The sequence below is a fragment of the Ectobacillus funiculus genome (assembly GCF_004138295.1).
GTDB classification, from domain to species: Bacteria; Bacillota; Bacilli; order Bacillales; family Bacillaceae_G; genus Ectobacillus; species Ectobacillus funiculus.
The window spans coordinates 139,478-152,901 of the sequence record NZ_SCFM01000006.1 but is presented as its reverse complement, the minus strand read 5'-3'; the positions used below and the strand labels follow the sequence as shown (position 1 = coordinate 152,901).

11 protein-coding genes are annotated in these 13,424 nt (G+C 39.2%); 10 read left to right on the top strand and 1 reads right to left on the bottom strand.

All coding sequences use genetic code 11. The features are described 5' to 3' along the window. Positions 1–48 precede the first annotated feature (48 nt). The 5 genes from EP737_RS05070 to EP737_RS05050 all read left to right on the top strand — a co-directional run bounded on the left by EP737_RS05070 (position 49) and on the right by EP737_RS05050 (position 5,203). Positions 49–609: an NADPH-dependent FMN reductase gene (locus tag EP737_RS05070; protein WP_129726844.1), complete on the top strand. Its 561-nt coding sequence runs from the start codon at positions 49–51 to the stop codon at positions 607–609. Positions 610–812: 203 nt separating this feature from the next. Further along, on the top strand, positions 813–1,448 hold the full coding sequence (ycaC, locus tag EP737_RS05065) for an isochorismate family cysteine hydrolase YcaC (RefSeq protein ID WP_129726843.1): 636 nt from the start codon (positions 813–815) through the stop codon (positions 1,446–1,448). A 426-nt stretch (positions 1,449–1,874) separates the two neighbouring features. Further along, complete coding sequence (locus EP737_RS05060) at positions 1,875–2,666, top strand: DUF817 domain-containing protein (RefSeq protein ID WP_129726842.1); 792 nt, start codon at positions 1,875–1,877, stop codon at positions 2,664–2,666. A gap of 145 nt (positions 2,667–2,811) precedes the next feature. Continuing rightward, positions 2,812–3,813, top strand: coding sequence for a patatin-like phospholipase family protein (locus EP737_RS05055; RefSeq protein ID WP_129726841.1), 1,002 nt, complete (start codon positions 2,812–2,814; stop codon positions 3,811–3,813). A gap of 160 nt (positions 3,814–3,973) precedes the next feature. Then, the gene (locus EP737_RS05050; RefSeq protein WP_425455847.1) at positions 3,974–5,203 is read left to right on the top strand and encodes a CAP domain-containing protein; all 1,230 of its coding nucleotides are present in this window, start codon (positions 3,974–3,976) and stop codon (positions 5,201–5,203) included. Between the two features lie 277 nt (positions 5,204–5,480). Here EP737_RS05050 and EP737_RS05045 read toward each other — a convergent pair whose 3' ends face one another. Next, positions 5,481–6,878, bottom strand: coding sequence for a hypothetical protein (locus EP737_RS05045; protein ID WP_129726840.1), 1,398 nt, complete (start codon positions 6,876–6,878; stop codon positions 5,481–5,483). A gap of 362 nt (positions 6,879–7,240) precedes the next feature. Between EP737_RS05045 and EP737_RS05040 the strand changes: the two genes are divergently transcribed. The 5 genes from EP737_RS05040 to tnpB all read left to right on the top strand — a co-directional run bounded on the left by EP737_RS05040 (position 7,241) and on the right by tnpB (position 13,340). Further along, on the top strand, positions 7,241–8,629 hold the full coding sequence (locus EP737_RS05040; RefSeq protein WP_129726839.1) for an ABC transporter substrate-binding protein: 1,389 nt from the start codon (positions 7,241–7,243) through the stop codon (positions 8,627–8,629). A 58-nt stretch (positions 8,630–8,687) separates the two neighbouring features. Continuing rightward, positions 8,688–9,629, top strand: coding sequence for a carbohydrate ABC transporter permease (locus EP737_RS05035; protein ID WP_246040179.1), 942 nt, complete (start codon positions 8,688–8,690; stop codon positions 9,627–9,629). After that, complete coding sequence (locus EP737_RS05030) at positions 9,626–10,459, top strand: carbohydrate ABC transporter permease (RefSeq protein WP_129726838.1); 834 nt, start codon at positions 9,626–9,628, stop codon at positions 10,457–10,459. Before EP737_RS05035 ends, EP737_RS05030 begins: the two co-directional genes overlap by 4 nt. Positions 10,460–10,470: 11 nt before the next feature. Beyond that, the gene (locus tag EP737_RS05025) at positions 10,471–11,931 is read left to right on the top strand and encodes a glycoside hydrolase family 32 protein (protein ID WP_165350698.1); all 1,461 of its coding nucleotides are present in this window, start codon (positions 10,471–10,473) and stop codon (positions 11,929–11,931) included. Between the two features lie 287 nt (positions 11,932–12,218). Further along, the gene (gene tnpB / locus EP737_RS05020) at positions 12,219–13,340 is read left to right on the top strand and encodes an IS200/IS605 family element RNA-guided endonuclease TnpB (protein WP_129726836.1); all 1,122 of its coding nucleotides are present in this window, start codon (positions 12,219–12,221) and stop codon (positions 13,338–13,340) included. The last annotated feature ends 84 nt before the right edge of the window (positions 13,341–13,424 follow it).

Genomic DNA, 13,424 nt, shown 5'->3' with positions numbered 1-13,424 from the left:
TAGAGTATAGTATCATGAAAGGTGATTTCAAACAAGGAGGGAATCTGTATGCCTAAAACTATTGGCCTGATTTGTGGAAGTTTACGAAAAAATTCGTATAACCGAATTATTGCTCAATCATTGACAGATATGAGTGATGCCGCTCAATTTCGCTGGATCGAAATCAACGAGCTTCCTTTGTTTAACGAAGACTTAGAAATTGGCGGTGATCCAGAAACAGTAGCAGCATTTAAATCCGCTATTCAGGACGTTGACGGTATCCTTATTGTAAGTCCAGAGTACAATTCTGGAATTCCAGGCGCGCTAAAAAATGCATTGGACTGGGCATCAAGACCTTCAAGGTCCTCCGTTCTTAGTAGAAAACCGGTTGGCTTAATCGGCGCAACTCCCGGGGGATTAGGGACTGCCTTTGCTCAAATGCAAATTAGACAAATACTAGAAGCCATGCAAACTCATATTCTTCCATTTCAAAAAGTGCTGATTTCACAAGTGCATGAAAAGATTGACTCCGATCAGAAAGTGCTTACTGACGAAAAAACAAAACGATATCTTGAGCGTTATTTACAACAATTTATTCACTGGATTGATCACACTCCTGTTCTAGATTAACCAAAGAATCTCGAACATCATCAAGTAATTTTTTGTGCTGATTTTTCATTTTCTTTAATGCTGTTAACACTTTATAAGTTTATAGACAAGCCAATGAAAACAATCAATACCCATAAACTGATTGTAACAACCGAAGGAGTTTAAGGTGAATTTGCCAATATATGAACTTTCTTCGATTACATTAATTAAAGGGGGACTATAAAATGTCTGATCTCTATTCTCGTCTTTCCAAAAATGATGCCGCCGTTCTGCTAGTGGATCATCAAAACGGCCTTATTTCCGGCCTAGTGCGTGACTATGGTGTTGATGAGTTCAAGAACAATGTTTTGGCCCTTGCTAATACCGCTAAGTTTTTTGATTTACCGGTTATTTTAACAACAAGCTTTGAAAACGGACCTAATGGCCCACTCATGCAAGAATTGGTTGAGCTTTTTCCTGATGCACCAAAAATAGCTCGTCCTGGACAAATTAATGCATGGGACAATGAAGAATTTGTTAGAGCCATTGAAGCAACGGGTAAAAAACAACTAATTATCGCGGGCGTAGTTACTGATGTTTGCGTTGCTTTCCCAGCACTTTCTGCTATAAACGCGGGGTATGAGGTGTTCGTTGTAACCGATGCTTCTGGAACGTTTAGCAAACAAGTAGCAGACGCGGCATTAATGCGCATGGCCCATGGTGGAGTGCAGCTTATGAACTGGTTTAGCGTAGCGTGCGAATTACAACGCGATTGGCGCAACGATGTTGAAGGTTTTGGCGCTTTACTCTCTAGACAACTTCCTGGTTATCAAAATTTAATTGGAAGCTATATGGGAGCTCAAAGAGATTTTAGCAAGTAACATAACTCAATTCATAATAGTTACTTAATACATAGTTAACTATCCTCATCAACAAAACGCGGATTTTATACGAAATTCGCGTTTTTAGATTGTTTATAGAGCCAAATTTATAGTATAAGATGCAATACTAATTAGCAGATTAGTTGAACAGATTATAAATTGAATAGTTTAAAGTTATAGAGCACTTTCCTGTAATGGGGGAGTGCTTTTTATCTTGTCTGCAATGAAAAGGATAATTCTGCAACAATAACAATATAATAAAAATCAATATTTTTTTATTGTAAAACGATAAAATGCATGTTAAAGTCAAATTGACAATAAATAAGTTGAGGTGCTTTGGATGGAAAGTAAACAAGGTTCTCTATTTAGCTACGATACGAAGCAGGACTTATATATACTCAGAAAAAACCTTTGGAGGCACAAATCATGAGAGCACTAAAACAGCTCGTTCGTTTTGGTTGGGAGCAGGCCCTATCATGTTTGTTTCCTGTCGTTATTTTTGCCTCTTTGGCTTTTACACAGATCATGCCACCTCCCTTCCTGCCACGTTATGACTGGCTGCTCATCATCTGCCTGCTGATGCAGTGGTGGATGGTGCGTTTTGGACTTGAAACACGGGATGAACTAAAGGTTATCACGTTGTTCCACCTTATTGGACTTGCTCTTGAGCTCTTTAAGGTACATATGGGATCCTGGTCTTATCCAGAGGAAGGATATTTCAAAATTTTTGGAGTGCCTTTGTATAGCGGATTCATGTACGCAAGTGTAGCGAGTTATCTTTGCCAGGCTTGGAGGAGGTTTAAGGTAGAACTGGTTAAATGGCCGCCATTTTTGGTAGTTGTACCTCTTGCGGCTGCGATTTATTTGAATTTTTTCATCCACCATTATTGGATTGACGTTCGTTGGTGGTTATCTGGACTTGTAGTTATCGTCTTTTGGCAATCATGGGTCACATATGAGGTTGCTGGAACCCGTTACCGGATGCCGCTCGCACTTTCCTTTGTGCTCATCGGATTTTTTATATGGGTAGCCGAAAATATTGCCACGTTCTTTGGAGCTTGGGAATATCCAAACCAAACCGATGCATGGAGTCTCGTTCATCTCGGAAAGGTGAGTTCATGGCTCCTATTAGTGATTGTTAGTTTTCTTATAGTAGCGACGTTAAAGCAGGTTAAAGGAAAAAATTCCACTAGGATAGATACTAGTGAATCTTTATAACCGATAAGAACCTTTTTAGGTTCTCCTAGCGTAGAAAATTGGTGTTTTTTGCTTTGAACTCTTATATACCTAGAAGGTATCCGCTCCCCTTGTAAAGAATTGGATTAGGTAAGATCAAAATTTTTTCAATTGGGAGTGGTTTACTATGTTAGCTTTAGCTTTACAAGGCATTGGGGGAATGAACTCATTTGCGGCTGGGGTACTGCAAACGCTGCGAAAAGAGGGGGTTAAGCCAGACTTGATTTCAGCTACGAGCGGTGCTATATTGTCAGCATATTATTTTTTGCAAGAAGACCCTAATGCTATTGAAAAGCATTACGATGAGTATTTTAAATCTGAAGAAAATGGAATCCCAACGTTTTTCAAATTCATGCAATACGCATATTTGGGTGTTCCGCAAAAATTTTCTCCTAATTACCTCAACACTTTTGAAAGATTGTCTGATAACTGGCCTTTTTTGAAATTGGAGGAATGGATTAACTTCTGCTTCCCTAACAAAATTTATAAATCTGAATTTCCTCAACAATTTTTTGATGATATTGCCCATTGTTTTTCGACCAATGAGGAAGTGGGTATTATTATGAATGCCTATAATGTTAATAACGATCAGGCAGTTTTGTATGTGAACGAACGTGCTCTGAATACAATGGAATTAACTAATAGGGAAAATTTTGAGGTCAAACCAATAACTCCGGATGGTGTGAGAGCGTGTTTGCAGCTGCTTCAATATGGAGACTTTAAAGGGGAGTATGATGGAGCTTATCAATATAATCCAGTTTTGTCTCCGTTGGTAGTAGCCGACGAGATTATTTTGGTGACAGTAGCACCACTGGGAAAATCTCTGGACCCAATCGATAACTTCTTTGATAGCGAAGACCTTAAATTGAAGATGTTATTTAAAAATGCCCTCTATGCAGAGCTTAATGATATTTCTCGAATCAATAAACTTATTGAATACGGAAATAAGCTGGTTCGTCCAGAATCAGAAAATAAACCGTATAAGGAGTATAAACCGATTAAAGTGCAAACAATTCAGCCTACAATTCATCGTGGATTATTTGAATATTTTGTGGAAACCCGTGAATTTTACGAGGATGGTGTGTCTCAAGCGAAACAGTTCATTGATGATAGTCTAATTGTGAAATAGTGTACTTAGGCTAAAGCAGCTAATAAAGGCAAAAATTGTGGAGAAATTTAATTAAAAAGACAATCGCTTGACCAGAAAAACAGGCTATTTTTTTCAAATCTGCAATAGCTACAGGACAAGAAGGATTCTGATCGATTGTAACAATATAAGATTTAGAGACATGGAAAGATTGCAAAGCATTTTTGAAGAATTGCTTTGCAATCTTTTTGTCTCCAGTTTTGTGGAATTGGAGAGTGTAGTTGTGAAACGGTTTATTTTATTAGTAATGATTGTGTTTATCGGCTATGGTTCAAAGCCGTTATGGGAAGAATCAGTTCAACAATTTATTCCTTCCTCTGTAGTGGATTCTATTCGTTCTACAGTCGATTTGGTAAAAGAAAATCCAGATATCAATTTTGCGCTGGATGCTCTAAATCAGCGGTTGGATTCTCTATTATTTACGCCGTCTGATAATTCGCAGTCAGAATCAAAAAATACGAACGTTGAAACACCAGAGTTAACAGCTCCTAAAGATCAAATATTTTCGATTTATAATATTGAATTAGGTGAATCAAGAGCTGATGTTGAGCAGGAAACTGGTAAGCCGAAGCGAATTTCGGAAAATGAATATGGTGTCAGCTGGGCAGCCTATCATGAAAACTATCAAAATTTTATCATGGTTGCTTATGATGAAAAAAATATCGTTCGCGGCCTTTATACCAATGGCCTTTATACCAATCAGGATTTGATTGCCTCTTCAACGGGAATAAAACTGGGAAGCCCTAAGCAATCGGTTCAGGAGCATCTCGGTACTCCTGAATCAATTATGAGAAAGGGTTTGATCAACTATGAGATTAATGGTAATGGAGAATACGATGTATTCCAACTCGACAATAGCTACGTCACAATTTTTTATGATAAGCATGAAAACAATACGGTTACAGCCATTCAAATTATCGATGCAGAATTGGAACAAAATAAAAATGCTCTTTATACCAAATCAAGCCAGCAGCTACAAGAAGGCTTTGAATATCAGTTGTTTGATTTAACAAACGCTTCAAGAAAAAATCACGGACTGTCTATTTTAACATGGGATGATCATGTAAGAGAAACGGCTCGGGAACATAGCTTGGACATGGCGGAAAATCACTATTTTAGCCATACAAATTTACAAGGCCAATCTCCGTTTGATCGTATGGAGCAAGACAATATTCGTTTTATTACAGCTGGTGAAAATCTGGCATACGGTCAGTTCAGCAGCATCTTTGCCCACGAAGGGCTGATGAATTCTTTAGGGCACAGAGAAAACATCCTCCAGGAAAATTATAAATATTTAGGGATCGGAGTGGCCTTTAATAACGAGTCGGAGCCTTATTATACTGAAAATTTTTATAGTGATTCCGCTTCTTGATAGAATTTGCATAAAAATAGCTGACGGAGATAGTAGTACATGAGGAGTACAGAAAAAAGAAGACCGATCACTAAAGATTAATAAGGTGGCAGAAAAGGGCATGCATTTAATACGTGATCTGAATCCCCTGTTGAGCAGGGGATTCATGCGTTTACACTTTAAGAAAGGATAAATTTTTAGCTAGAAGACCATTCGACGTAGTGAGAAATTTAAATTATAAGTAGGACTTGCTAATCGACAAGTTTTCTTTAGGTAAAACTCAACAACGTAACAGAGCCTATATAAAAAACATCGCTGCAATTGTTGTGACAATAAGCCCGATGACAACAGGGAGGAAATTGCGACGCGCCAGCTCGAACGGATCTACCTTACAAATTGCTGCAGCTGGGATCAGCGCCCAAGGAATAAGCGTACCGCCGCCAATCCAGATTGCTGCAACTTGCCCGAGCGCTGTTAACGTAGCAGTGCCATGACCAAGTGCTGTACCAAATAAATTGGCGATAGACCCGGCTAGGGAAATACCCGAGAAACCAGAGCCATCAAGACCTGTAATGGCACCGATCACAGTGAGCGCGACAGCTGCAATATTGGCGTTGACAGGAATGGAATGGGATAAAGCGACGCCAAGGTCGTTAATAATGCCATGGGAGCCCCTCGGCAGGAAGTCTCCAACAATTTTCGTAAAGCCGCTATCACCAAGATAGAACAATGCGGCAATCGGAATGACGGGACCGAAGATTTTAAAGCCGAACTGTAACCCTTCAATTAAATAGCTCGTGGTTTGTTCCAAAGCTGTTCCTTTATATGCCAGTGAAAGAATAAATAGCATAATCACGATTGTCGTACCGCCGATTAATGCTGTTGCATCGCCGCCCTGCAAATCGAAGCGAACCATCAAATAGATATCCATTGCATACAAAACAGGAATAAGGACCGCCCAGAAGCGTTTTGTTGTTTTCGGTAAAAAAACAGCTTCTGTTTTCTCTAGATTATCTTCTACATTTGCCCCAGTAGTTGCATTGAAATCGATCCCCTTTTTCATATCACGGCGGAGGAAGAAGAAGGCTGTAACTGTTGTGACAATGCCCATAATGATTACGAGCGGCAAGCTTGCCGATACAACATCAGAAACAGGAATACCGGCCGCGTCTGCAGTTAGCTTTGGTGCACCCTGAATCACAAAGTCCCCAGATAAAGCGATGCCGTGGCCAAATAGGTTCATTGCGATTGCAGCGCCAATCGCCGGCAAGCCGACGCGCAGTGCAACGGGCAATAGGACCGCACCCATTAAAGCAACCGCAGGAGACGGCCAGAAGAACAAGGAAATGACCATCATCACAATCCCGATAATCCAATAGGCAAGCGTTGGCGTACGGATAAGGCTTGCGAATGGCGAAATCATAACATCATTAATGCCAGTTCGAATTAACAGGTTACTCATTGAAACGATAATCGAAATGATAAGAATAGTTGGCAATAGTTCCGTGATGGAGAAAATAAAGCTGTTAAAAATAGTGCTAACCGCCTTGCTGATGGAGCCAGTTGCAATAAGGCCGAGAAGGAAAATCATAACGATGGAAATAAGAGTTGTGTCCTTTCGAAGCAAAAAGCAGCCGATAATGAGAAGTAAAAAGATAACGTACATCCAATGAATCGCGACTAACTCTACGCCCATAAAAATCACATCCTGTTGGGTAATGTGATATAGGATATGGGGATGAGCGGAGATGGTGATACAATTTTTCGATAATTCAATAGGCTAATACATTACATATGTTCAAAATGAGTCGACAATCCTATGTCGGCTTTTTTGCTATGAAACGAAATGATAATCAAACTGCTAGGACTGCACAAATCATAGAAATTTAAACATAAATAAAAAGAATGCCTCATTTTGAAAGCGTTTTATAAATTATACAATCAATCCAGGAAGTCTAAGAGATCAGCAATACGAAAAGACAATAGATTCGTCAGCGTATTGTCAATCTAAACTTCGCACAAAAAAGAAAGCGATAACAAAGGGGGTTCTATGAAACTATGAAAAAGTTAGTCTCGTTAGTTTCAGGGGTAGTGTTAGCAGCTTCGTTAGTGGGCTGCAGTTCTTCCAAGCAGTCTGCGGGTGGAGCTGATGACAAAATTGTCGTTTGGACACAAGCGGCGGCAGATCATCCAGAGGGAAAAATGTTTGCAGATCGTATTAAGAGCTATAATGCGGAACATCCGGACAAGCCAAAAGTTGAGATTAAAAATATTACAAGAGCTGGCGCTGGTTCAGGATATATTGATAAGTTGAATGCGGCTATTACTGCTAATGACATGCCTGATATTTTTACACTTGATGGTCCAGATGTAGCAGCATACGTGGAATCAGGTGTAATTGGTGAGTTAGATGGCCATATGACAAAAGGATTTAAAGAGGGTTTTACCAAGGGCATTATTGATCAAGGAACGGTAGACGGTAAGTTTTATGCGATGGGTTACTCAGATTCCGGTGTTGCTATTATGTACAACGAAGATATGATTAATGCCTTACCGGCAGATGTGAAAGCAATGGTACCAGGTCCTGATGAAGATTGGACATGGGATGAGTTCGTCAATCTTTCTAGAAAGATTGATGATTTTGCGAAGACAACAAACGATCCCGCTTATAAGAATTATGAAGTTGCAACTAGCTTGCTGTTAACGGATATTACCGCTGGAGCTTATGAATTGGGAACCTATTACTTTACACCATTATTATGGGGAAATGACACCAATATTGTAGATAAAGATGGTGTGACTGTAGATGGTGTTTTGAACAGCAAAAAGAGTGTTGAATCTTTAACAAAATTTGCGCAACTATTTAAAGATCATCCATTAGCAAATGCGGCAGAATCTGAAAAAACCTTCCATAGCGGGAAATCAGCATTAGCTGTAGCTGGCTTCTGGTATGTAAACGAAATTAAGAATAATTATCCAAACCTTAAATTTAGAACTGTTAGATATCCGAAGATGGATGAAGGACATAATGATTTATACACACCATCAGGCAGCTGGGCATTTGTTAGAAACGGTCAAATTGAAGATAAAAAACGGGTTAAGCAGGTTGTAGAAGTGATGGAATGGCTCACAAATGATGAAGCCGCTAAAGAATATTATGAGAAAAACGGCTCTATTCCAACGAGAGTAAATTCCATTGATGCGATTAATACAGCAACTGATAATCCGTACGCTAATGAAGCTTGGAAGGTGTTGAAGTACCAAGCGGAAAAGACAAACAAGGCTCGCCCTGTATCACCAGGCTATCCATACCTATCTGAAACATTTTCAAAAGATGTCATCTTGAAAATTGCTCAAAATAAAACGACAGATTCAGAAACAATTAAAAAATATTTAGACGAAGCTGTTAAGAAAGTCGATGCGGAGTTTGAGAAATATAGAAAATAGGATATGAAATTAAGAGGCGGGGTCACACCCCGCCTCTGTATACAAAGGATGTGGAATAGTGAGTAATCTAAAGATGGGAAATCTAGGTCTGAAACGGTTTGTCAAGGTGAGAAATCTCCATGCACAGCGTTACAAACGAAGTGAAGTCACGACAGCATTTGGATTTTTAACTCCTGCAGTGGTGTTAGCATCGCTCTTTATTGTGCTGCCAATTATCTTAGCATTTACGTATGCGTTCACAGATTATTATTTATTGAAGCCTAACGCCAAACAATTTATTGGTATGAACAACTTTACTAGAATGCTAACGGATGAGGTTTTACGGACAAGTTTCTTCAATACATTGAAATTCGTAGTGCTTGTAGTGCCTCTTCAGCTTTCCATGGCCCTCGGTCTCGCCCTAATTGCGAATAAGAAAATCAAAGGCAATAGTTTCTTTAGAGCAGCCTATTTTTCACCAGCGGTATTATCTTTAGTTGTCATTTCAATTCTTTGGACAGTTATGCTAAATCCGACGTCAGGCTTAATGAATCAAATGCTTGCGAATATCGGCCTGCCAAAACAGCCTTTTCTCACAAGTTCTAGCCAAGCGATGCTGTCTATTGTTTTTATCTCAGCTTGGTCTGGCTGCGGCTATCAAATGATGATTTTTTTAGCAGGATTAAAGAATATTGACCCTAGCTTATATGAAGCAGCAGATATTGATGGGGCAAATACATGGCATAAGTTTTTGTATATTACCCTACCTTCTTTAAAGCCAATCACAATGTTTCTAGTTATCACAACGACTATTCAAGCGTTTAAACTGATTGTACAACCAATGGTTATGACTGGCGGAGGACCGGATTATTCGACAATTACTCTCTTACAATACATCTATGAGTATGGTTTCCGTCATAGAAATATTGGTTATGCAAGTGCGATTACGCTTGTGTTTACAGTTTTCTTAGTTGTTGTATCAATAGGAATTAAAAAGCTATTTAAGGAGGAAGCGGCGTGAAAATATTAAAGAAAACCCTATTTTACTTGTTAGCTGTAGTTGTAGCGCTGCAATTCCTTATTCCTCTCATTTGGATGATTCTTTCTTCCTTCAAAATTGATGAGGTTATATACAGGGATGCTAGTACGATTTTTGCAATCATTCCTAACTTTTCGGATTTATCACTGAAGTCTTATACGGAGTTGCTTGGCTTTTACAATATTTTTGGAAATTTGCTGAACAGTTTAATTTACGCAGCCATCACTGTTGTTTTCGGCTTAACGATTAATTCGTTAGCGGGATATGCTTTAGCAAGATTTGAATTTCCCTTTAAGGATACGATTTTAATTATTATCATTGCGTTAATGATTGTTCCGATTGAAGCTACGATTCTTCCGTTATTCTTAGTCGTGAACGAGATGGGACTCATTAATACAGTGCCAGGATACCTGATTCCGTTTTTGGTAAATGTCATGAATATCTTCTTATTTAGACAACATTTTCTCTCTTTTCCAGGTGAATTGATTGAATCTGCCAAAATTGATGGACTAGGTGAGATCGGCTGCTTTTTCCGAATTGTTGTGCCTTCGAGCTTAAATATGTATGTAACAGTAGGGATATTAACATTCTTAGCGTCTTGGAACGATTTCTTATGGCCGGTAATGGCACTTTCCAATGCGGATTTAATGCCAATCCAGGTTGCACTGAACGCAGTGTTCAGCGATAAGTACAATATATTCACAAGTCATATTATGGCTGCATTGACAATTGTTACGATTCCAATTGTGATTTTGTATATTGTTTTCCAAAGATATATTGTGGAAGGTTCAATGCGAAGCGGTATCAAATAAGGAGGGTTATGATGAATAAGTTAACGGCAGCGAACACTTATATACAAAAACATAAAGAAACAGTAAGAAATAGACCGCTGTTTCACTTTACCCCTGAAGTTGGATGGATGAATGACCCGAATGGCTTTTCTTTTTACCAAGGAGAATATCATCTGTTTTATCAATATAACCCTTATGATATTGTCTGGAATGATATGCATTGGGGACACGCGACGACAAATGATTTCGTGAATTGGCATCATAAGCCGGTAGCGCTGGCGAACGATAAGCTGTATGATGCCAATGGCTGCTTTTCAGGGAGTGCCATTGAAAAGGATGGGAAACTATTTTTAATGTATACAGGTCATATTGATCCTAATATGGGCTTTGATAAAGATGAATCTCAAATTATTGAACATCAATGTCTTGCATTTTCCGAGGATGGGATTCAGTTTGAAAAATATCAAAAAAATCCTATCATTGGTGAAAAAGAATTACCTGAGGGCTATATGATGTGTGACTTTCGAGATCCAAAGGTTTTGGAAGTGGACGGCGTTTATTTTTGCGTCTTAGCAGTGAGAAATGCTGAAAGACGCGGAGAAATCATTATGTTCCAGTCACTCAACTTGTTTGACTGGACGTTCTACTCTTCCATTTATCAATCTAAGTTTGACGAGAATATGATGCTGGAATGCCCAGACCTGTTTCGTGTAGATGGAAAGGATGTATTGATTTTTTCAATCATGCCATGTGACCCAAAATTCCAAGGAGAAGTGATTCATAAGACAGCTTATGTAATTGGCAAGATGGATTATGAGAAGGGAAGTTTCGAACTGGAACATCAGGGTCTTCTTGATTACGGTCACAATTTCTATGCTCCGCAATCCGCTGAGGGGAAAAATGGCGAAAGAATCATAATTGGCTGGATGCAAAGATGGAATCAAGCCGCACCGCCAAGGGATTATGGGTTTAATGGTATGATGTCATTACCAAGGGTGCTAACCTTGAAGGATAATAAGCTCATCCAACGACCAATCCGGGAGATAGACAGCTATTTTGGACATAGAACAATTCATAAAAATGCTACCTTAAAAATGAATGAAACAATTGATTTTCATGGTGGAAAGGCAGCTTACTTGCGTGTGAATGCTTCAATCTTAGAGAAGCAAAAGTTTCAGTTGGAGCTTAATAAAAGTGAAGACAAAGCGACTCGAATACATGTAGATATAGAGAATGCGATGATTTCATTTACATCTGACTACGGCGAGTTTAGTCAAATCGACATTTCAGAATGCTGTAATGCTTTACAGGAAGAGGTAGCACTTGAAGTATTTATGGATCTTCATTCCATTGAAGTATTCATTAATTCCGGCGAAAAGGTGCTCAGCTTTACAGCGTACGATCAGGAGAAGGGAACAGACATTTCTATCCGTGGCTTAAGCCAAACTAGGCTTAAAGAAATTGTGTATGCAACATTCAAGCCAGAAGGGTGAGATAGGTTTAGCAATAGACGTTATCTGCCTCTGGAAATTCAAAAGGGATATGGAAGTGCAATTAAAAAGAACAAGTGCCTCTTCACTTGTTCTTTGTTTTGGGATAATAAGCTAGTAATAATTCCAGGTTTTTATCAAAAAATAGGCGAGAACACCATTTCCTCAAGGAAAGTAAAGGGAAAAAGTGAGCAGGGAAGGGATGGAAAATGGTATGTTTTTCCTTCTTCTACTTCCTTTTCGAACTAATGTTTGGTATGATAGGTATGTTGAAAAGGAGGTGGAATACAATGTTAATTCACAAAGCATACAAGTTTCGTCTCTATCCAACCGAAGAACAAGCAACCCTTATTAATAAGACAATTGGCTGTTCTCGCTTCGTGTTCAATCACTTTTTGTCTCTTTGGAACAACTCCTATCAAGAGACAGGAAAGGGACTCTCCTATAACAAGTGTTCCAAACAACTCCCACAACTAAAGAAAGAATACATTTGGCTCAAAGAACCAGATAGTATTGCCTTGCAGTCTTCTCTTGAAAACTTGGCAGATGCGTTTGATCGCTTTTTCAAGAAGCAAAATGCAGTTCCACGTTTCAAAAGCAAACGGAATCGCGTACAATCTTATAAAACAAAATACACAAACGGGAATATCAATGTAAAAGGAAATCAAGTACAACTTCCCAAATTAGGACTTGTCCGCTTTGCGAAAAGTCGGGAAGTACAAGGGCGTATAATCAGTGCAACAGTCAGACGAAATCCGAGTGGGAAATATTTTTTATCCATCGTAGCTGAAACAGACGTACAAGAACTTCCTAAGACAAGTTCAACTTGCGGAGTAGATGTAGGCATCAAGGATTTTGCTACCCTTTCAGATGGAACCGTCTACGCTAATCCTAGATTTTTTTGTGCTTTGGAGGAAAAGTTGGCGAAAGCACAGCGTATCCTGTCCAGACGTACAAAAGGCGGTTCGAACTGGAATAAACAACGAATCAAGGTAGCACGAATCCATGAACGAATTGCCAATGCAAGGAAGGATTACTTAGACAAAATTTCAACCGAAATTGTCAAAAACCACGACATTATCGGAATCGAAGATTTGTCTGTATCTAATATGCTGAAAAACGGAAATCTTGCAAAGGCCATCAGCGAAGTATCTTGGTCGCAATTTAGAAAGATGCTCGAATACAAAGCAAAGTGGTACGGCAAGCAAATAGTTGTCGTTGCCAAGAACTTTGCAAGTAGTCAGCTTTGCTCTTGTTGTGGTTACAAACATAAAGACGTAAAACATCTCGCTTTGCGTGAGTGGGAATGTCCATCTTGCCAAACATTCCATCAAAGAGATGTGAACGCAGGAAAAAATCTGAGAAACGAAGCCATTCGTCTCTTAACTGCTGGAACGGCAGGGATCGCCTAATCCATATCTGTTCAATAGAATGGAGTTCTTAGGAATCAGAATCTCCCACCTTCGACCAGCGGAAATCCCCTTGTGGGAAAGGAG